Below are 20,075 nucleotides of genomic sequence, written 5' to 3'. Positions count from 1 at the left end.
GGTTATGCCTACAGGGTAAAAGTGTAAATGTAATTTTACAACACAAAATTGCACTTGAAAGCTGCAAAATTCGCGATAATGTAATAATACAACAAAAATTATAAATCGGTAAAACACCGAATAACGAGGGAACGAAACATGTCACAGGCAAAGTGGAAGGCTGGCCTTCTGGCCGGATTGAGTATTCTGGCACTTGGATCGGTTGCGAATGCTGGTGTAGTGCGCATGACAGTTGCGGAATATAGTTCCAAAACAGGCCCGTATTTTGAAGATGTTAAAAAAGCTTTTGAGGCTGACAATCCGGGCATTACCGTGGAGTTTGAAGTCGTTCCGTGGGATGTTTTACTGCAGAAACTAACCACAGATATTTCTGCCGGTACCAATGCCGATCTTTCGATTATCGGTACACGATGGCTGATCGATTTTGTACAGCAGGGTATTGCCGCGCCGCTCGATGGTTACATGGACAGCGCGTTTAAGGATCGTTTCATTGAAACATTCCTTTCACCGTCAATTCTGGATGGCAAAACCTATGGTCTGCCCATCGCAGCCTCTGCCCGCGCGATGTATTATAATAAAGATATTTTTGCCAAAGCAGGCATAGATAATCCGCCTGAAAACTGGGATGAACTCAAAGCCGATGCTGCGAAGATCAAAGCACTTGGCGGCGAGAATTACGGCTTCGGTTTACAAGGCAAAGAGATCGAGACAGATGTCTATTATTACTATGCCATGTGGTCTTACGGTACCGAAATTCTGAACAAGGACGGCACATCCGGCCTTGGCACAACGGGCGCTCTGGAAGCGGCAAAACTCTATAAATCTCTGATTGATGAAGGCCTGACACAACCGGGTGTAACCTCCTATGCCCGTGAGGATGTACAGAACTTATTCAAGCAGGGCAAAGTCGGCATGATGATTACTGCCCCGTTTTTATCCAATCAAATCAAGGAAGAAGCACCAAATTTAAAATATGGCGTCGCAGCTATCCCTGCAGGAGAAACCGGCGCGCGCGGCACCTATGGCGTGACAGATTCTGTAGTGATGTTTGAGAACTCAAAAAACAAAGAGGAAGCATGGAAGCTGCTCGACTTTCTGTTTCAGAAAGAGTGGCGTGCAAAATTCACGCAAGGCGAAGGATTTCTTCCGGTAAATAAGGAGGAAGCAAAGATGGATTATTACGTGAATAATGCCGATCTTGCTGCTTTCACCGCACTACTGCCCGATGCCCGCTTTGCTCCGATTATTCCGGGTTGGGAAGAAATCGCGGATATCACATCCAATGCGATGCAAAGCATTTATCTGGGTAAAGGCGAACCGGAGACAGTGCTGAAAGATGCAGCGGCAAAAGCGGACGCCATTCTCAAAAAATAAACCATGTGTGATGCTTAACCGGCAGCGGCGGCAGCCCTGCCGGTATCCTCTCCGACCTGATGGAGCAAGTATATCCTGATGCAAAACCGGTCTGTACCTTACTTGCTGATCTTACCGAGCCTCCTGCTGGCGGCAGTTGTCATCTTCTGGCCTGTGGTTCATTTGTTTGAGATTGCCACCCACGATGTCAATCGCTTCGGGCAATTGCGCGAATTCAATGACGGAGCAAACTTCTCTGCACTCTTTGCCACGCCCGATTTTATGAATGCGCTCTGGCGCACAGCATTCTGGACGGTTTCTGTTGTGGGCGGCGCACTGATCGTTTCTATTCCGGTCGCGATTATCCTCAATATGGATTTTTACGGACGTTCCATAGCCCGTGTTCTCATCATGCTGCCTTGGGCTGTATCACTCACGATGACTGCGATAGTCTGGCGCTGGGCGCTTAATGGTGAAAGCGGCATTCTCAACTCAGCGTTGCGCGGCTTGGGACTGATTGACACCAATATTCAATGGCTGGCCAGTGCTGCCACTGCATTTCCCATGCAAATTCTTGTTGGCATATTGGTCACAGTACCGTTCACCACGACTATATTTCTTGGTGGCTTATCCTCTATTCCTGAAGATCTTTATGAGGCTTCATCACTTGAAGGGGCGAGCCTCTGGCAACAGTTTCGGGAAATAACCTTTCCCTTGCTCAAGCCATTTATAAACATCGCGATCGTTCTCAACACAATCTATGTGTTTAACTCTTTCCCGATTATCTGGGTGATGACGCAGGGCGGGCCCGCAAACACGACGGATATTCTGGTGACCCATCTCTACAAGCTGGCCTTCAGGCTTGGAAAACTTGGCGAGGCTTCCGCTGTTTCACTGATCATGCTGGCAATTTTGCTGATTTTCACCGGCATCTATATCCGGCTTGCAATGCGGAGTGAACCAACATGATCGCACCCAAGATAAAGCGGACATTTGTGGCATGGGCAGTTCTTTCACCACTCGTTGTACTCACCCTATTTCCGTTTGCGGTGATGTTTCTGACGGCTGTTAAACCCTCGCAAGAGGTACTGTCGCCGCATTGGTGGCCAAGCACATTCCGCTGGCAAAATTTTAGTGAAATGTGGGTGCAGACCAAATTCGGGAACGCTCTGCTTAATTCCCTTTATGTTTCTGTCATCGCATCGCTCGGCGCAATTCTTATTTCTATTCCGGCAGCTTATGCAATGTCTCGCTTCCGCTTCACCGGCCATGGGGCATTCCGGCAATTTTTGCTGGTATCGCAGATGATATCACCGATTGTTCTGGTGCTCGGCCTGTTTCGGCTATTGGCTGCCTATGGTCTTATCGAGAGCGTTTCAGCGGTTGGCGGCGTCTATATGGCGTTCAATATCGCGTTTACCGTCTGGATGTTGCAAAGCTATTTCGACACCATACCCCGCGACCTTGAAGAAGCATCGTGGATGGAGGGTGCAGGACGCTGGAAAACACTCATAAGAGTATTTCTGCCGCTTTGCTTACCCGCAATTGCTGTGACTGCCATTTTTACCTTTATCAATGCGTGGAACGAGTTTGTTGTCGCGCTGACAATGCTGCGTAGTCAGGACAGCTATACATTGCCTATACAAGTCTTTTCACTTGTTGCCGGACGTTACACAGTCGAGTGGCATTATGTGATGGCCGCGACGCTTGTTGCGACACTGCCGGTCGCGATCCTCTTTGTCTGGCTACAACGCTATCTGATCAAAGGTCTGGCGTTGGGCGCAGTCAAATAACCGGAGATAATCATGACAATGAAACAAGTTTTTGGAACTGCACATGTACCGCTATCACCTGCAGTGCGCTCAGGAGATATGATTTATATCTCGGGGCAAGTGCCAGCCGGTGCGGATGGTAAAATTATTGAAGGCAATATCGAAACCCAGACACGGCAAGTTTTGGAGAATATTAAAGCCGCGCTGGCGCTTGCCGGAGCCACTTTGGAAGATCTTGTAAAAACAACGGTCTGGCTTGAGGATGCACGGGATTTTGGCCGCATGAATGCGGTCTATGCAACCTATTTCCCAAAAGAACCACCTGCCCGCACCACCGTTGAATCGCGATTGATGATCGACATTAAAATTGAAATCGAAGCCATCGCTTATCTACCTCAACCATAACCGGAGCACGTATGCGCATTTTCACGGCTTCTTTTGCAACCGAAACCAATACTTTCTCTCCTGTGCCAACGGATCGCATATCTTTTGAGACCGCATTTTATGCTGCTCCCGGAGAGCATCCGGCAACCCCGACGCTCTGTTCATCACCAATTGTGGCACTCAGAAAAAGGGCAGAAGAAGAAGCCGGACTGACTATCATACAGGGGACAGCCACATGGGCAGAACCCGGCGGATTATTACAGCGACAGGCATTTGAAAGCCTGCGCGACGAAATTCTGGATCAGCTTAAAGCAGCATTGCCGGTTGATGCGGTAATACTGGGTTTGCATGGTGCAATGGTTGCTCAAGGCTATGATGATTGCGAAGGTGATCTGCTGGAGCGGATACGGGGCATTGTCGGGCCGGATGTTTTAATTGCCAGTGAATTTGACCCGCACAGTCATCTCACACCAAAGCGAGTGGCTAATCTTGACATTCTCGCTGCATTTCTTGAGTTCCCGCATACCGATTTTTATGAGCGCGGTGAGCATGTTGTTGCACTGGCACTGGATGCGCTGAAAGGCCGGATCAAACCCGTTATTTCTACCTTCGACTGTCGCATGATTACGGTTTTGCCGACGAGCGAAGAGCCTATGCGTTCTTTTGTTGACCGTATCAAAGCAATGCACGGGAAAAATGGTGTTCTTTCAATTTCTGTCATCCATGGTTTTATGGCTGCGGATGTACCAGAGATGGGAACGCGGATTGTCGTTGTCACCGACAATGATGCTGATCATGGTGATGCGCTCGCGACAAGTCTCGGCCATGAGCTGATTGCGCTGCGTGAGCAAACGCTGATGAAAATGCTTGATACCAATCAGGGCATTCAACATGCACTTGCTGTTCGTGCAATGCATCCCGACAAACCCGTGGTTATCGCTGATGTCTGGGATAATCCTGGTGGTGGCGTTGCCGGTGACGGGACATTTATTCTGCGCCATTTGATTAAACAGAAAATCAATAATGTCGGCTTCGCGACAATATGGGATCCGGTTGCGGTGACGTTCTGCCATGCGGCAGGTGAAGGTGCGGTTATTAACCTGCGTATTGGTGGCAAGTCAGGCCCTCTTGGCGGCGAACCTGTTGATGCCTGCGTGACGGTTGTTAAAATCGTTGACAAAGGATGGCAGAGTTTTGGCCCCAGTCGTGTACCGCTCGGTGCAGCGGCGGTCGTGCGCATTCAGGATACTGAAATTGATATCATCCTCAACACCAACCGAACGCAGACATTTGAACCGGATATTTTCACCAATTTAGGCATTCATCCGCCGGAGAAAGCCATCCTTGTGGTCAAATCAACCAATCATTTTTATGCAGGATTTGCACCCGTTGCTGCTAAGATTATTTATGTTGATGCACCGAGTTCTTATCCGAGCAACCCGCGCCTTACGAATTATTGCAAACTTATCCGGCCAATCTGGCCGCGTGTCGAAAACCCGTGGATCTGAAATACGACATCCGAATAACCCATAGTTCACCAGACACCTTGTGACTTAAAAAAGCAAGGCGCTCATGATGGCAAGAATAGTTTCACCAACGAATTCAAATTGAGGCTATTAAATAAATTACTCAGCGCGACTATTCGGCAGCGGATAGTTCGTGTCACCTTGGCGTAAGCACACAGTCACTTTATAGCTGGATGAAGCGCTGCAATGTCCTACCGAAAGCAGCCACACAGGACGATCAAACATCACAAAAATCTTTGCAATTGAGCACTTAATAAGGCGTTTTTCTTTCAATTTCCTTTAGTATTGTTTCTATACGAACAATAGACCGAAATACGCCCTCTCTGAATTTCTGCAGCTCTGCAATTTGACGGTCAGCATCTACAAGATGACCTTTTAAAATTGTAAGGACAACCTGTTTAGCAGCAACGCCACCATCATCGTCAAAATAAAGGTCAATAACCTCTCTTATATCGCCCAGACTGAGACCAATTGTCTGCAGAATTTTTATTTTTTGAACACGCTCAATTGTTTCTTTATTATAGTATCGATATCCCTCCCCTTGCCGTTTTATAGGCACTATCAAACCACGCTTTTGATAGAAGTCAATCGTCCGGAGGGTTACTTCACAGTGACGAGCTAAGTCGCCACTGGTGTAAAGGATGTCATTTGATTTTGTCGTCATTTGACCGCACCTCCCAACCGATCACAATAATTTGATAAATCAACCTATAGTCATATTTATGTTTTGTTTGTCGAGTTATTATCTCGATAAATTAACATGTTTAAGGGCAATTAGCAAATTTCATTCTCCAAATAGTTGTAATTTTCAAAAGCATAAAATTGACGTAACGTTGATTTATAAATTCATGAGACTAATTTTAGAACAACCAAGGAGAACAAAGTGCAGCTCATCGTTGGAGATAAATTCGCATCTTTTGCCAAGACTACAGGCGCACTAACGCGCTTTGATGCGGTACAGGCATTGTTTTCACAAGATCTCATAACGTCAGTCGCGATGGGACAGGGGCTTTCAGATGATGATTTGAAATTGCTGACTCTGCTATCAGAAGCTAACGGTTTACAGGTCATGCCACTCACACGCGGCCACAATCGCGCAGATCGCGCTATAACACACAAACATATACCTGCTAACAGCCTGATTTCAATGCCGGTATACGTTGCAGACAACGTTCTGGAAGCGGATATTCTTATTGATGACAAAAATGAGATTATGTCTGATCATCTCACCGGGTGTCATGTTCAAGGAATGGTACTCATAGAAGCAGTGCGTCAGATGTTTGTCGCTGCGGCGCAACTACATGAAGCAACAAAAGTAAAATTTTCCAACCCTGCGGTCGTTATTCAAAAAATTGATATTTCATTTGAAAATTTTGTTTTTCCTATTCCGACAATTATTCGTCATACAACTTTAACAGCAGAAACAACCCACAAAGACCGCATTGCTTTTAAAGCGCGGGTCGAAATCGAGCAAAATGGAAACTGTTGCGCAGTAACAGAAGTCGAGTACCTAGCACTCGATGCTGTTGTACTTGCAACAAAGGAGGCGCTGAAGGCGAAACGTTGCGCGCAAACGTTTCTGCGCGCCAAGACCGCTACGCCAAGTGGCGTAACGACTGTGAATGCAGCATGACGTTATTTCCGGTATTAGCTACCACCAGTTTTGCTTTTTTTGATGTTGATGAAACCATCATTCGCGACAAGAGCATGTTTAGTATTTTGAAAGCAATCGAAAGAACTAATACAACCTTTCGCAAAAAGAACGTATTGAAGCGGCTAGATGACCTACGTGATTGTGGTGCGGATCGCACCACAATCAACAAAGCCTTTTACGAAAGTTTCGCAGGGTTATTACAAAAACAGGTACAGAAGCTTGCGGAGGAATATTTTTTAACACAACTTAAGAATAGTATAGATTTTTTTATTAAGCCTGCTGTTGATTGTTTACGTTGGCATGCTGCACACGGCATTGAACCTGTATTCGTATCCGGTTCTTCGATTGATTTTCTCCAACCGTTAGCACGATATCTTGATGTTCACCACCTGTTGGCAACTCGCCTTTTTTGCGATTTGAATGGCAAGTATACCGGTGTCATTGACGGAGAGGTCATGATCGGATCAGGCAAACGACATGCCGTCAACCAGTTTATTGCTAAGCAGCGTGCTAATGCTTCATTTTGCTATGCTTATGGTGATCATCCAAGCGACATAGAATTTCTGAATTGTGTGGGCTTCCCCTCAGTTGTGGCAGGAAATTCCGCATTAGAACAAATCGCCCGAGAGCGAGGATGGCCAATATTATAATATAGAAGAATATCGCAAACTGAATGGTTGAGATTGACGCCTAGTGTTAGCACCGTGACCCGACCTCGATATAGGCAGCACCATAGCATCGTTCCCCACAATTGGCAGTAGTTTTGTAGATACATTTTAATCTTACAATTGAATTATACTTCAAATGAAATTTCTTTATTCAAATATATTAGCAAATCTTTAGAGTGTTTTGCATTAAATTTTAAAGAAAAGATATGGAAACAATTATAATTCCAAAAGTAATTATACTTGCTGGCTTAGCCATTTGGCTTGGTATTGCAATGATCAACAATATTGTCGATTCATCAACAAATGTTAAAAATCTAGAAGCGACACTTACAATGTCTCTGCTGATTGAAGATCCGACTGCGGAGCAAGGACTAGCACAGCGTGCATGGACTAAGAATACTGCAGCCATTATTCTTTATTGCATTGCTGTCATTCAGGCTATTGTTGCTACTATGTTGCTGGTTGCATCCATCAGCTTCATATTAGCTATGGCAGGTTCAGTATCCTGTCTGGTTGCCACAGACATAGCCAATATCGCTTTATCGGCTTTCACTGCCATCTGGTTTTTCTTCCTCTGTGGCGGCCTCTGGTTCGGATACTGGATCAAACAAGGACAGATACAAAGCGTACACTTTTCTCTGCTCCTGATTTCTATCGCCGCCTTAATTTTTGTCAATGAAACCGCAATTGCAAACATAATGCCTCCCCAAACAATTGCAGTTAAAAAGTAGCCTAAAGATAAAATTAAAAACTTTAAATATAAAAATTAAATATCATTACTATTTAATTGTTTAATATATAAAATCAACAATATGTATAACAATAAAATGAGATTTGCGAATTACAATAAAAGCAATTTTTTTAATAATATAAATATAAATAACTCATCTATGTTATCAATTGATCAACTCAATATTGCTAGAACCATAGCAGATCGAAACGGTATACCTGAAGGCTTCCGTGAAGTCTCAGCCCATCAGGTTATTGTAGATAAAAATTTGGCAATTTTGCTACGCTACGCTCCCATCGATCAGCACCCCAGCCTTGGCGGCGAACACGCTTCATTCATCATCGGAAGCAATGGTGTTCTTAAAGGGTTTACACGCATGGTTGCTGATTATGGTGTTGCCGAAAATTTGCCTGACAAAGCGACAGCACAATCAATCGCCTTGGATTTTCTGACAAAAACCGCACCTGAACTTTTGGCGCATATGAGTATCCTATGGATTGCTCGTCACGATGAAACAGTCTCCATTTCAGATGAGAAAAATATACAACAAAAACATATTGTTAGTGGAATTAAAATCAAAGCATTGGATCAAGCCACTGGCCTTTATTTCTGGGTCATTGTCGGTTGTGGCGAGAATATCGTGACTTTTGAACGAGATATTCACTGGATCACCTTTCCCGGCCGTCGCAAAACGGAAAGGTGGCTGCATGACACCTGGCTAAATGCCAATAGTGACAAGTGTATCAGATTTAGTTGATCCCCTGACATGAAAACAATCACTAGCCCAAACCAGCAGGTTAATGGCGTCGCAAAGACATGCCTGTTTTCTTGCTCTTCCCCCTGCGCAGAATGCTTATCTAAAAAGGACCATACAATGAATAAGATAGTTCAAAGACAACTTCGTACTGAAACCGCAACATGGACAGCAGCATCACTCGCGGAATTAAAGTCCCAATGGGAAAGTCATTTTACATTGGCTGAACTTGCTGAATTAAGACAGGCCGTTGAAACAGCAAAAAAAAACGGCTTAACTGTTGGGACTATGACCAAAGACAGCTTCTTGTTGCCTACACTAGGTAAAAGAATGGCTGCTCTTGGCCAGCTTCTCGAAGATGGACTTGGAATCGCCTTGATGCGTGGCATTCCAGTCAACGATTATCAAAAGAATGAACTGGAATTATTATTTGCTGGATTAGGTGTACATCTGGGCGTGCTTCTACCGCAAAGTAAGGCAGGTGAAAAAATCGGCGTTGTTGCTGACAGCGGCAATAAACTCGCATCCGGTGCACGCGGCACGAAAACCAGTGACCAATTACCGTTTCATACAGACCGTAGTGACCTAATCGGACTTTTGTGCGTACGTGAGGCAACAAAAGGTGGTGAGAGTTACGTTGTCAGCGCTACTCAGGTTTATAATATCATCCTAAGGGATCGTCCGGACTTACTGGAAGTCTTATGCCAACCATTCTGGCATCGTCGTACTGCATGGGAAGCTGGCGGCCCAGATACAGCTTACCCCCTGCCTATATTTGGAGAGCGTGAGGGCAAATTCGCTGTGCGATATCTGCGCCATTTTATTCGCGTGGCGCAAGAATTACCGAGTGTTCCGCGATTGACAGATCAGCAGATTGAAGCACTCGATATGGTCGACCGGCTTTGCATGAGCGAAGAATGCTTGGTTCGTATGCCATTTGAGCCAGGCGATATCCAATGGCTCAACAACTTTGTCGCCTTTCACGGGCGTGCGGCCTACGAAGATGAAAATGCAGATAAGGAAGATAAGGGGCGTTTCCTTTATCGGTTATGGTTGGCCAGTCCGTTATCGCGCCCTTTACCGGACGGATTTGAGGCCATTTACGGCCGTACAGAACCCGGCGTCATTCGCGGCGGCGCACTTCCTGCCGAAACTATACAGATCATTTAAAGCCTTTGAGTGCGCTTGATCCGTTTAACCCGTGTCAGCGTTTCAAAATTTTTAATTCAAAGCGCATCGCGACCGAGAAGTATTGTTCTTTTCTTGGGATGCGCAAATAAAACGGAGACATTATGTCCATTCAGAACACCCAACTCAGTCAACTTGGTGCTGCTCTCAAGGTGATAGAAAATAAATGTTGTGTTCCCGAGGGTTACGAGTTCGTGGGTATGCGTCAGGTTATTCAGGATGCGCGCCCGCTGGCACTCCTACGGTTTCAACGATCCGACGGACGTAATAATTTCAATGGCGGGGAGCATTTTTCTACGCTTGTCAATATTGATGAAAACAGGTTGGAAGGACTGCTCTTTATTGATCATCGCTTCACCGTTGATATTGACATTGATGATGAGCAGGTCAGAGCATCTGGGCGTCAATTTCTTACGATTGCAGCTCCGGATCTTCTCGATCGTGTTGAAGAACGGTGGATTAAGCCTATGCGCAGAGTACCACAAGAACCGCCTCATGATGCACCGTTCGAGTTCACCGATGCCATAAGCGGTAAGATCATGTTCGTCATAGGCAAAAGATTTAAAATGTTTGATCCGGAAACAAAAACCTGGGCATGGATCATTATCGCCTCAGACGGAACACCCATCGCCTTCGAACGAGATATCAGCTGGGATGGAGTTCGGAAGCGACGCATGACAGAACAGTGGCTCTATGATCCTTGGGTTGAGCGCTTGCTGCATAACTTCAGCAACTGACACGTTGATGGAAAGCGTGTTGCTACAGTAGCACGCTACCGCTCGGGAAAGAATGATCTCATGTCATCAAAAAACATTTTGCTCGCCGCTATGGCCATATTTCTGGCTTTAACTTTTATCGACGAAACGGGGGTTGCCATTACCCTCCCATCAGTGCAGGCAGAGTTTGGCCTTTCTGCTGTGGGGCTTCAATGGGTACTTAATGCTTTTTTCTTGTCTCTTGCTATTTGTGTATTGCCAGCTGGTCATGCAGCCGACCGCGTAGGTTATCGACGGGTATTTCTAATCGGCATGATGATTTTTGTAACAGCTTCTATTGGCTGCACAATAGCTGCATCTGGTAACATATTGATTGGCGCACGCTTTATTCAAGGTGTTGGCGCCGCTATGATGCTTTCAACCTACACACTTTTAATAGCACGCGTGTACCCGCCAAATGAGCAGGGAGCTGCCTTAGGGACATCCGCATCAATTGGTGCTTTCTTTTTGGCGACAGGCCCTTTCATAGGCGGCTTTATTGCAGAAACGATTGATTGGCGCTGGATTTACCTGATAAATGTCCCGGTTGGCATCATCGTAGCTTACATGATCATTAAAAGTGTGCCCCGTGATCCGGAAGCTATGCAAGCTCCCCGGTTGAAAGTGGGTAGCGTTGTCACCTTCTCAGTTGGATTTTCAGCATTGATTGTAGCCTTGATGCAGGCAACAGATTGGGGATGGACTAGTTGGCGTACAGAGCTTTGTTTAGTGGTTGCAGCTTTTGCGCTTGCATATTTCTTCATCTTACAACGAACTTCCACGCGCATGATTGACCTTTCATTATTTCGTATTCCTGCATTCGCTGCAGCAAATTTTGTCCTTCTGACTTCTCAGATATCGGTTATGTGCGTAGCATTCTGGGCATTATGGACACAGATCGCACTGGGAATGACGCCAATTATGGCCGGACTTGCACTACTTCCGGCTGGAGTTCCGATCTTACTAATGGGACGCATTGCTGGCATCTGGGCTGATCGATCCGGCCCCCGCGCTCCGATTCAAGCGGGAACGATAACACTCATGGTCTCAATGCTAACATTTGCAATTACCTCACATTTTCAGAATTACTATCTTGTTGCTATTGCAATGACTTTATATGCGTTCGGGGCACCATTAACCATTTCACCAGCAATTAAATCTGTTTTAATCAGCGCCCCAAGCAGTCAACAAGGAGAAGCTGCGGGCATATTAAATACTATGCGGCAATTAGGAGCTGCGTTAGCTATTGGGGTAATTGGCGCTGTTCTCAATCATTTTGACCGTTTGAATACCGCCATAGTGGTTAAAGCCCATCCGGAATTATCGGGAAAAGCCATTCAAGAAGCCCAGGATATATTGATTAAACAACCGGAAATTCTGAACCATCTGCCAAGAGTAGCCGGATTATTGGTACGACAGGCGCTATCGGTTGGTTATGCTGAGGCAATGGGGTACGCAATGTTAGTAGCAGGATTATTTGCGTTTGTCGGATGTCTAGTGGCTTTTTCAGTCAGCACGGACAGCAATTTACATTAGTTGAATATAATTATCTGCAACTGGTAAAAATCTGGCCATTGTAGCGTTACCTGATCATTACAGTGACTTGGCTTGTCCGAACAGTTTCGGTCGTTTCTTTAAATGGATTTTCACCGCGATTATGCTGCCACCATCATTGGTTTCAGCGCGTTGAAATAAGTCTGATCCGGTGCTTGCCGGTCACGCGATAAATAAGATCGCCGGCTGTTGTTGAAGATCAGATACCGGTCAATACCCCATCAGCATTCGGCTTTCCGCGAACAGATATTCGAAGTACAGTTCACCGATCCGATGTATCAATGCCACATTGCTGCAGATGTTGGCCGCGAAATCGTACTTATGGAATCCACTAAAAACAATACTATAAACGCAATTATGCTCGTTGGTAGGCTAGAGTTACACTGCCCAAATAAAAACAATGCCCCGCGGGCAATTTAAGCAAACGCGGGGCATCGAAGTATCGTCAGGGATAGATCATTACTGCAAGACGATATGAGAAGGCGTATCAAAGCCTAGAGGCAGTGCAAACACGTACCACACAATAATCATCGCGATATAAACGATGCTATAGGCAATCGTGTAGGGGATCATGGTCGAGAAAATCGTGCCGATACCGATATTCTTGTCATATTTCTGCGCCAGACCAATCAACACAGGAAAGAAAGAATTCAGCGGTGTCAGATGGTTCGCCATACTGCCGCCGGTGCGGTGGATCATCTGCGTAAATGCCGGATGCACACCCAGATGCATAAGCATTGGCACAAATACCGGACCAAAGATCAGATAACGCGCACTTCCGCTCACAATGAACATATCGGCAATGCCTTCAAAAATGAAGAACATGATCAGCACCACCACGACCGGTACAGACAGTTCACTGAGCAAATGACCACCGTTAATTGCAATCACTGTTCCGAGATTAGACTGTGCAAACAGGTAGAGAAATTGGGAAACAATAATCGCGATGACAACAAATGGTGCAACATTGCTGATAGACTTGGTCAGCATGTCTGCCAGTTCTTTGATATTACGGATTTTTCCGGTTGCAGCACCATAAATGATACCTGCCAGCAAAAACGCAATCACCAGAAATGCATAGAGCAGTTTCATTAAAGGTGCATTGATTGTCAGCGACCCTGTGTCTGAACGCAGAAAACTGTTCGACGGAATGGCTGCAATAATAATGGCGGCCAAAAACAGTCCGACACCAAGCAAAGCCTTTCGCAATGCACGCTGCTGCACCTCAGTCAAAGCGCCTTCATTCTCTTCGGTCGCCGCATAGCTGCCCTCATATTTACCGAATTTCGGCTCGATAAATTTAACCGTGACAAATGTTGCGGTCAAAGCAATCAGCACCGTGCCAACAGCCATCATATAATAACCGCTGACCAGATTCATATCGAATGCCGGATCCAGCAACTTTGCCGACTGGATTGTGATCGGTGTCAGAATTACGTCCCAGCCACCCGGAATAAAATTGGTACCGTAACCGCCGCCAACAGCCGCATAGCCCAAGAAGAGCCCTACCAGCGGATGCCGTCCGGTACCGAGAAATACGCTGGCCGCAATTGTCGGAACGATCAGGAAAGCAACGTCACCGGCAATATTCCCGCAAGCTCCGACCAGCGCGATCACAAAAACCACGCCTGATCCGGTCGCATTTTTCAAAGACGACTTGATTGCGGAAGCAAAAAAACCCGTTTGCTCACACAGCCCTGTTGCCGCTGCCAGAATAAGCACACTGGCCAATACCGGAAAGTTTTGCAGGTTTTTAGAAAGATTGCTGCCCCACTCAATCAGTTCCCGCACATTGAGCAGGTTTTTAACATAGAGTGTTTCCTGTGTTTGCGGATGAACAGCAGACACCCCTGCCAGCGACAGCAGCAAAGACAGACACAGAACTATAAGAATAATTCCTAAAAACAGGGCAATCGGATGCGGCATTTTATTGCCGATACGTTCCACAGCAGCGAGAAAGCCGCTGCCCTTTTTCATAACAGCGTCTGTCATTGTCCTGCTCCCGCCTGCATCTTGTTGAAATAATCAATCGCATATTGCGCATGCAAAGCAGCACCGGTGGACAGCGGCTCCTCATCAATATTGAATTTCGGATGATGATGCGGATAGCAGGCGCCCAATGCTTCATTGCGAACGCCGATCAGCGCAAATACACCGGGATAAACGGCCAGAAAGTCAGCATAGTTTTCGGAGGCCATCATGGTTTTAAAATCGATCAGCTGATCAGCAAGCCCCAGATTATGCACAGCCGTGAATGCAACCGCGCTGCACGCAGGATCATTGGCAACTACAGGCACGCCACCGGGCCAGCTCACCTCGGCCGTTGCGCGGTAAGATGCTGCCGTGTTTTTTACCACACGTTCTACGGCCTCAATAAGAAACGCCTCTGTTGCAACAGATGTGGTCCGCAACGTACCGGCAATCCGCACAATATCCGGAATAACATTTCCCGCTTCACCGGCGTGGATTTGCCCGAATGTCAGCACCGCAGGCTCAACTGCATCAATCTCACGACTGATCAACGCCGAGCAATTTAATAAGATAGCGGCTGATGCGAGCACCGGATCGATACCACGGTTCGGGTAAGCACCATGTGTACCGGTACCATGAACCGCAATATTGATCGCTTTACCGGCAGCCATGCGCGGCCCCGCTTCAACTGAAATTTTGCCGGTTTCAATCTCTGACCAGAGATGAATACCGAAAACACTTTCCACCGGAAACTTGGCAAGCTCCGCCAGAATTTCCTGTGTTCCTTTGCCGACTTCTTCCGCCTGCTGGAAACAGAGTTTCACTGTGCCGTTTAATTGCGCTTTAAGCTGTTGCAGAATACGGGCAGCACCCAGCAACATCGCCACATGTCCGTCATGACCGCAGGCATGCATCACACCTTCTGTTTTTGAGCAATATTCCAGATGCGGATTATCTTCCTGAATCGGCAAAGCATCCATATCCGCACGCAAAGCCACCACACGGTCTCTGCTTGTACCTTCAATAGTCGCAACAATACCGAACTCACCAACCCGCACATAAGGCACGCCGATGGCATCCAGCTCCTCTGCAATACGTTGTGATGTTCTGCGCTCATGCAGCGATAGTTCCGGCAGGCTATGTAACTCCCGCCGGATAGCGCGCATATAGTCCTGTTCCGCCAATGCAATAGCAATGGCAGATGTTTTATAAGATGCCAGCATAATTCCTCCCCTTTATGCTTCCCTGCTCAGCTCCCCAGCTGGCAGGGTCTTAGTCCTTATTCTAGAGCGTTTTTCAGTCTCCCGAGCGCCTCATCAATCGTCGAACGCGGACAGCCGAGATTAACCCGCATAAAACCATGTCCCTGCGTGCCAAATTTGGAGCCACGATCAAACCAGACCCGTGCCTGTGTCAGCATGAATTTTTCCAGCTCAGGCGCCGCCATATCAAGGCCACGACAATCCATCCATGCGAGGTAAAGCGCATCGCTGTCGAAAACCTGCAATTGCGGGAAAAGCTGATGCACAGAAGACGCAAAATATTGCTGATTACCGCGAATATAAGCCAGCAAGTCCTCCAGCCAGCTCTCACCATGTTTATAAGCCGCCTCGCAGGCAACCGCGCCTAATGTATTCACAAAATTAAGTCCGCTGCGCACCAGAACACGGCGGAATTCATCACGGATCTTCTTGTTGGCAATGAACAGATTTGAGCATTGCAGACCAGCAATATTAAATGTCTTGCTTGGTGCAGTGCATACAACCGAATTCTGCGCAAATTCCTCACCCAGCGAGGCAAACGGCACATGACTGACATGCGGGTTTAAGATCAGATCCTCGTGAATTTCATCAGAAATCACCAGAATATTGTGCCGCAGACAGATTTCCCCCATTTGCCGCAGATCTGCTTTTGACCAGACATTACCGGTCGGATTATGCGGATTACAGAGGATAAAGATTTTGGTGTCCGGTGTAATCGCTGCTTCAAAGACCTCAGCATCAAAACTGTAGGATGTATCATTGCGCTGTAACGGCGCTTCAATCACCCGACGGCCGTTTTCAATCACATCGTTGAAGAAATGACCATAAACCGGCGGCTGGATCAGAACAGCATCGCCCGGACGGCTGAAAGTCTGGATCAGCATGTTCAATGCGGTTACAACGCCCGGAGTCTGCACCAGCCACTCAGGCTTTGCATCCCAGCCAAAACGATGTTTTTGCCAGCCGCACACAGCCTCATCATAGCTCTGCGTGCGGAACGGATAACCAAACACACCATCGCGTGCTGCCTTTTCCAAAGCCTCAATCACAACAGGCGGAGAGCGAAAATCCATATCCGCCACCCACATCGGCAACGGATCGGCGGCTGCCTCATCCGGCAAAAGATTTGTATCCGCTGCAGCCCATTTGATTGAACTGCTCTGGCGGCGGTCAATTACGCAATCGAAATCTGTAGTCACATCTGTTCCCTCTCACATACGACAAAGATAGAACAAGAAAGAGTTATGAAGAATAGTTCATTTTTCAAAGCTATTATGATAAATTTTCACAAATGAAACTCACTTCCTCGCTCAACCAGTTCATTGTTCTGGCAAAAATTGCAGAAACCGGCGGTCTGTCATCGGCAGCGCGCGAGCTGGGCATGACACCCTCTGCTGTCAGCAAAAGCCTGTCCCTGCTCGAAGAACAACTCGGTGTTTTGCTGGTTCGGCGCACAACACGCGCGGTTACGCTGACAACACACGGCAAAATGTTTTTCCAGCGTGTCTCCCGTATTCTTGCTGATGTTGAGGATGCGCTGGATGAAGTCGGAGATTTGCGCAGCCAGACGAAAGGCGATCTCCATATCTCTTGTTCGATTGCATTTGGCTGCTCACAGCTCGTTGGCATTATCAGCCGCTATAAAGAGCGCTATCCTGATGTGAATATTCACATTTCTCTGGATGACCGGCTGGTTAATCTTGGCGAGGAAAATATTGATATTGCCTTGCGCATAACGGATGCAACTGACGGCCCCTATGCAGCCAGAATGCTCACCCAAATCCGCTGGGTTTATTGTGCGACACCGCAATATCTTGAGCAACACGGACGCCCGCAAAAGCCACAAGATCTCAAACCGCAAAACCACCAATTGCTGGTCTATCCGGCTATGACAAACGGCGGTGCGTGGACCTACTGGCATAAAGGCACTGTGGAGCAGATAAAAATTAATGCCAGTCTGGAATGTAACAGTAGTCTGGCCTTATTGAATTTCACGCTTGCTCATCAGGGCATTGCCTGTCTGCCGACTTATGTGGCTGATAAACATATCAAGAATGGCGAAATTGAAGTTCTGTTTCCCGATTATCAGGCGGCCAGCCTGCACACGCTTTATGCAATGTATTTCCAAAGCCGTTATAAAAATCCTCTGATCAGAACCTTTGTCGATTTTATCAGGGATGATCTGAAAAACTGCGACTGGGGACGCCTGTAGGACAGTCAAAAAATGGCCCGGATGAACCGGGCCATTTGTCTCTTATTTCACTGGCTTGATGTTCATCGCCAGCGTATCTTCATCAGCACGTGGTGTCAGCTCCACCTTGTCCTTCTTCACAGCCCATGCACTGAGCTGGATCGCCAGCGGCAAATCAGGACGATCCGTTGCCACCAGATTATTCGCCTTTTCAAGCAATGTGCGGCGCTCATCTGCATCCATCGCTGCCGCTGCATCTTCAATCAGCTTATCCATTTCCGGATTGGCATAGCCACGCACGTTAAATGCACCCAGCGATTTTGCCGGTTCATTCGAGTGCATCAGCGATGACAGCATATAGTTAGCCTCACCGGTCAATGTGCCCCAGCTCGCCATATAGAGCGAATATTCGCCGCGCGTTTTCGCAGGGTTGAACACCGCCGCCGGAACGCCGTTTACATCCGCCGTAATGCCAATTGCGGCCAGCATCTGGGCGACTGTAGGTCCCAGCTCATTCGGCATACGGTCATTTGAATAGCTCAATGTGATTTTGAAACCATCCGGATAACCGGCTTCTGCCAGTAATTCTTTTGCACGCTTTACGTTGAATTCCGGTGCCTGCAGCGACTTGTCATAGCCGAAAATATTGGAGGTCACCAATTGTGTCGGTACGGCTGCCATGCCTTCCAGAGCAAATTCGACAATGGTCTCGCGGTCAATTGCCAGATCAAAAGCTTCTCGTACACGCGGATCAAGCAACGGGTTTTTATCCAGCTTGCTGCCATCCTTGGCGAATACCATCGGGCTTTTTTCGCGGAAATCAAATTCGAGATAGCTGATATAGATGCTCTCGTTTTTCACAACTGTCAGCGATGAATCCTGTTCAAGTACAGGCACATCCGAGGCTGGCACTTTGGAAATAACATCAACCTGACCGGCCTTCAGCTGGGCAACACGGGCAGCATCGTTCGGAATTTCCTTGCGGATAACGCGATCCCACGGCTGTGCACCGCCCCAGTAACCGTCAAAGCGCTCAACAACCAGATCCTGTGTCGGTGCCCATGAAACGAATTTATAAGGGCCGGTGCCGATGGTCGCTTTACCGGTATTGAAACCTTCCGCAGCGGTTTCCTGCGTTGAATAGGCGGCAGCCGCTTTATGCGAAGTGATAAACAGACGGATAAAATCATTCGGCAATGTCGGTGCAGCAGAATTTGTTGTCACGCGCACAGTCAGCGGATCAACAACTTCGACCGATTTAACACGGCGCACAAAAATCGTTGCCGGATTTGGCCCTGTCACATGCGGAATACGCTCAATGGAGAATTTCACATCTTCCGCGGTAAAATCCGAACCGTCATGGAATTTCACGCCTTCGCGCAGTTTAAATTCCCATGTTGTATCATTGAGCGCCTGCCAGCTGACAGCCAGAGACGGCTCAAGCTCCAGATTATTACCGGAACGGATCAGCGTATCGAAAATATGTTTTGTTGCCTCGGCATTGGCGGCGGTTGCCGTAAAATGCGGGTCCATCGAGGCAGGGCCGGCTTTAATTGCCATAACCAGATCGGCAGCAAAAACCTGTCCGGCGCTAAAAAGCAATGTTGTGCCAAGCATTAAAGCATGCAGTGTTTTTTTCATGTGAATAGTCCAGTCCCCATTATTAGTCTTGTTCAAACTCTTCATCACGCTCCGGCAGATCGGAGGCAATTGTTTCCGGCCACTCCCGCGAGGCGATCACCAGTTTGGTCAGCAGTTCCGAAAGCATCATGCGCTCAGCAGGGCTAAGCGTTTCCAGCATCAGGCGTTCACGCTCAAGCATCGGCGTCATTTTCGCTTCGACAATGGCGCGACCAGTATCAGTCAGACACAGCACAACACGGCGCAGGTCGTCGCTGTCACCTTCGCGTTGCACCAGTTTCAGGCGCGTCAGTTTTTTAGTGGCGCGGCTCAGTGTGTTTTTTGGAAAGCCGGAACCGGCAACCACTTCGGACAATGTCGTGCGGTCGCGCAGAAACAGCGAATACAGCACCACAAATTCCGGCCGCAGCAGATCATGATCCGCACCGATCAGCCCGTAGATCGGATTGTTGTAATGCAGAGCCAGATAGTTGATCCTAAACGACAACCAGCATGGATTTTCCCATAATTTTGTATGCAGAATATCGCTTTCGCTGATGCGGCTGTCCGCCGCCTCACTGCGCCCCGCGCGCCCTTCCAAAAGGGCGGTTGCTACACGTTCCTCCATCACCCCTCCCCTGTGGTATTTCAGTGATTAAGTTCTATTTGGAACAAGATATAGCTTGTTTTAAG

General features: G+C 47.4%; 19 protein-coding genes. 13 read left to right on the top strand and 6 right to left on the bottom strand.

The features are described from left to right. Positions 1-138 precede the first annotated feature (138 nt). The 5 genes from DFR47_RS16650 to DFR47_RS16630 all read left to right on the top strand — a co-directional run bounded on the left by DFR47_RS16650 (position 139) and on the right by DFR47_RS16630 (position 5,017). The gene (locus tag DFR47_RS16650; RefSeq protein ID WP_113945545.1) at positions 139-1,374 is read left to right on the top strand and encodes an ABC transporter substrate-binding protein; all 1,236 of its coding nucleotides are present in this window, start codon (positions 139-141) and stop codon (positions 1,372-1,374) included. Between the two features lie 78 nt (positions 1,375-1,452). Then, positions 1,453-2,322 (top strand): carbohydrate ABC transporter permease, encoded by an 870-nt coding sequence (locus DFR47_RS16645; RefSeq protein WP_113945544.1) that lies wholly within the window; start codon positions 1,453-1,455, stop codon positions 2,320-2,322. Continuing rightward, positions 2,319-3,146, top strand: a complete 828-nt coding sequence (locus DFR47_RS16640; RefSeq protein ID WP_113945543.1) for a carbohydrate ABC transporter permease — start codon at positions 2,319-2,321, stop codon at positions 3,144-3,146. Before DFR47_RS16645 ends, DFR47_RS16640 begins: the two co-directional genes overlap by 4 nt. A 12-nt stretch (positions 3,147-3,158) precedes the next feature. After that, positions 3,159-3,530 (top strand): RidA family protein, encoded by a 372-nt coding sequence (locus DFR47_RS16635; protein ID WP_113945542.1) that lies wholly within the window; start codon positions 3,159-3,161, stop codon positions 3,528-3,530. A gap of 11 nt (positions 3,531-3,541) precedes the next feature. Then, on the top strand, positions 3,542-5,017 hold the full coding sequence (locus DFR47_RS16630; protein ID WP_113945541.1) for a M81 family metallopeptidase: 1,476 nt from the start codon (positions 3,542-3,544) through the stop codon (positions 5,015-5,017). Between the two features lie 268 nt (positions 5,018-5,285). On the opposite strand, the gene DFR47_RS16625 is transcribed toward DFR47_RS16630, so the two are convergent. After that, on the bottom strand, positions 5,286-5,699 hold the full coding sequence (locus DFR47_RS16625) for a helix-turn-helix domain-containing protein (protein WP_113945540.1): 414 nt from the start codon (positions 5,697-5,699) through the stop codon (positions 5,286-5,288). Positions 5,700-5,918: 219 nt separating this feature from the next. On the opposite strand from DFR47_RS16625, the gene DFR47_RS16620 reads away from it, so the two are divergent. The 7 genes from DFR47_RS16620 to DFR47_RS16590 all read left to right on the top strand — a co-directional run bounded on the left by DFR47_RS16620 (position 5,919) and on the right by DFR47_RS16590 (position 12,320). After that, positions 5,919-6,668 (top strand): AfsA-related hotdog domain-containing protein, encoded by a 750-nt coding sequence (locus DFR47_RS16620; RefSeq protein ID WP_147245594.1) that lies wholly within the window; start codon positions 5,919-5,921, stop codon positions 6,666-6,668. After that, complete coding sequence (locus DFR47_RS16615; protein ID WP_113945538.1) at positions 6,665-7,339, top strand: HAD-IB family hydrolase; 675 nt, start codon at positions 6,665-6,667, stop codon at positions 7,337-7,339. Before DFR47_RS16620 ends, DFR47_RS16615 begins: the two co-directional genes overlap by 4 nt. Before the next feature lie 224 nt (positions 7,340-7,563). After that, positions 7,564-8,088, top strand: a complete 525-nt coding sequence (locus DFR47_RS16610; RefSeq protein ID WP_113945537.1) for a DUF2165 family protein — start codon at positions 7,564-7,566, stop codon at positions 8,086-8,088. An 81-nt stretch (positions 8,089-8,169) separates the two neighbouring features. Then, entirely contained in the window at positions 8,170-8,844 is a 675-nt protein-coding gene (locus DFR47_RS16605) for a hypothetical protein (RefSeq protein ID WP_210207330.1), read from the top strand. A 117-nt stretch (positions 8,845-8,961) separates the two neighbouring features. After that, positions 8,962-10,011: a TauD/TfdA family dioxygenase gene (locus DFR47_RS16600; RefSeq protein WP_170137526.1), complete on the top strand. Its 1,050-nt coding sequence runs from the start codon at positions 8,962-8,964 to the stop codon at positions 10,009-10,011. 122 nt (positions 10,012-10,133) lie between these two features. Further along, entirely contained in the window at positions 10,134-10,766 is a 633-nt protein-coding gene (locus DFR47_RS16595; protein ID WP_113945535.1) for a hypothetical protein, read from the top strand. A 60-nt stretch (positions 10,767-10,826) separates the two neighbouring features. Next, a complete protein-coding gene (locus DFR47_RS16590; RefSeq protein ID WP_113945534.1) occupies positions 10,827-12,320 on the top strand; it encodes an MFS transporter in 1,494 nt (497 codons plus the stop codon). A 477-nt stretch (positions 12,321-12,797) separates the two neighbouring features. Here the strand turns inward: DFR47_RS16590 and DFR47_RS16585 are convergent, their stop codons facing one another. The 3 genes from DFR47_RS16585 to DFR47_RS16575 are packed head-to-tail and all read right to left on the bottom strand — an operon-like array spanning position 12,798 to position 16,770. Further along, positions 12,798-14,330 (bottom strand): AbgT family transporter, encoded by a 1,533-nt coding sequence (locus tag DFR47_RS16585; protein ID WP_113945533.1) that lies wholly within the window; start codon positions 14,328-14,330, stop codon positions 12,798-12,800. Then, positions 14,327-15,532: an amidohydrolase gene (locus tag DFR47_RS16580; RefSeq protein WP_245416609.1), complete on the bottom strand. Its 1,206-nt coding sequence runs from the start codon at positions 15,530-15,532 to the stop codon at positions 14,327-14,329. The genes DFR47_RS16585 and DFR47_RS16580 overlap by 4 nt, the downstream gene beginning before the upstream one ends. 56 nt (positions 15,533-15,588) lie before the next feature. Continuing rightward, positions 15,589-16,770 carry a MalY/PatB family protein gene (locus DFR47_RS16575; RefSeq protein WP_113945532.1) on the bottom strand — a complete coding sequence of 394 codons (1,182 nt, stop codon included), beginning with the start codon at positions 16,768-16,770 and terminating at the stop codon, positions 15,589-15,591. Between the two features lie 92 nt (positions 16,771-16,862). Between DFR47_RS16575 and DFR47_RS16570 the strand changes: the two genes are divergently transcribed. Then, entirely contained in the window at positions 16,863-17,783 is a 921-nt protein-coding gene (locus DFR47_RS16570; RefSeq protein WP_113945531.1) for a LysR family transcriptional regulator, read from the top strand. Between the two features lie 42 nt (positions 17,784-17,825). Here DFR47_RS16570 and DFR47_RS16565 read toward each other — a convergent pair whose 3' ends face one another. After that, the gene (locus DFR47_RS16565) at positions 17,826-19,403 is read right to left on the bottom strand and encodes an ABC transporter substrate-binding protein (protein WP_113945530.1); all 1,578 of its coding nucleotides are present in this window, start codon (positions 19,401-19,403) and stop codon (positions 17,826-17,828) included. A gap of 22 nt (positions 19,404-19,425) precedes the next feature. Beyond that, positions 19,426-20,010 carry a MarR family winged helix-turn-helix transcriptional regulator gene (locus DFR47_RS16560; protein ID WP_113945529.1) on the bottom strand — a complete coding sequence of 195 codons (585 nt, stop codon included), beginning with the start codon at positions 20,008-20,010 and terminating at the stop codon, positions 19,426-19,428. Positions 20,011-20,075 lie beyond the last annotated feature (65 nt).

This window comes from Pseudochrobactrum asaccharolyticum (assembly GCF_003314995.1).
GTDB lineage: Bacteria > Pseudomonadota > Alphaproteobacteria > Rhizobiales > Rhizobiaceae > Pseudochrobactrum > Pseudochrobactrum asaccharolyticum.
The sequence above is the reverse complement of the archived record's forward strand: the minus strand, read 5'-3'. Positions and strand labels throughout refer to the sequence as shown.

Bases quoted from the DNA above. Each gene is read 5' to 3' on its own strand.
- DFR47_RS16635 (WP_113945542.1), top strand. From the start codon at position 3,159: ATGACAATGAAACAAGTTTTTGGAACTGCACATGTACCGCTATCACCT.
- DFR47_RS16650 (WP_113945545.1), top strand. From the start codon at position 139: ATGTCACAGGCAAAGTGGAAGGCTGGCCTTCTGGCCGGATTGAGTATT.
- DFR47_RS16565 (WP_113945530.1), bottom strand. From the start codon at position 19,403: ATGAAAAAAACACTGCATGCTTTAATGCTTGGCACAACATTGCTTTTT.
- DFR47_RS16605 (WP_210207330.1), top strand. From the start codon at position 8,170: ATGTATAACAATAAAATGAGATTTGCGAATTACAATAAAAGCAATTTT.
- DFR47_RS16585 (WP_113945533.1), bottom strand. From the start codon at position 14,330: ATGACAGACGCTGTTATGAAAAAGGGCAGCGGCTTTCTCGCTGCTGTG.
- DFR47_RS16615 (WP_113945538.1), top strand. From the start codon at position 6,665: ATGACGTTATTTCCGGTATTAGCTACCACCAGTTTTGCTTTTTTTGAT.
- DFR47_RS16570 (WP_113945531.1), top strand. From the start codon at position 16,863: ATGAAACTCACTTCCTCGCTCAACCAGTTCATTGTTCTGGCAAAAATT.
- DFR47_RS16630 (WP_113945541.1), top strand. From the start codon at position 3,542: ATGCGCATTTTCACGGCTTCTTTTGCAACCGAAACCAATACTTTCTCT.
- DFR47_RS16600 (WP_170137526.1), top strand. From the start codon at position 8,962: ATGAATAAGATAGTTCAAAGACAACTTCGTACTGAAACCGCAACATGG.
- DFR47_RS16590 (WP_113945534.1), top strand. From the start codon at position 10,827: ATGTCATCAAAAAACATTTTGCTCGCCGCTATGGCCATATTTCTGGCT.
- DFR47_RS16640 (WP_113945543.1), top strand. From the start codon at position 2,319: ATGATCGCACCCAAGATAAAGCGGACATTTGTGGCATGGGCAGTTCTT.
- DFR47_RS16625 (WP_113945540.1), bottom strand. From the start codon at position 5,699: ATGACGACAAAATCAAATGACATCCTTTACACCAGTGGCGACTTAGCT.
- DFR47_RS16610 (WP_113945537.1), top strand. From the start codon at position 7,564: ATGGAAACAATTATAATTCCAAAAGTAATTATACTTGCTGGCTTAGCC.
- DFR47_RS16580 (WP_245416609.1), bottom strand. From the start codon at position 15,532: ATGCTGGCATCTTATAAAACATCTGCCATTGCTATTGCATTGGCGGAA.
- DFR47_RS16595 (WP_113945535.1), top strand. From the start codon at position 10,134: ATGTCCATTCAGAACACCCAACTCAGTCAACTTGGTGCTGCTCTCAAG.
- DFR47_RS16560 (WP_113945529.1), bottom strand. From the start codon at position 20,010: ATGGAGGAACGTGTAGCAACCGCCCTTTTGGAAGGGCGCGCGGGGCGC.
- DFR47_RS16645 (WP_113945544.1), top strand. From the start codon at position 1,453: ATGCAAAACCGGTCTGTACCTTACTTGCTGATCTTACCGAGCCTCCTG.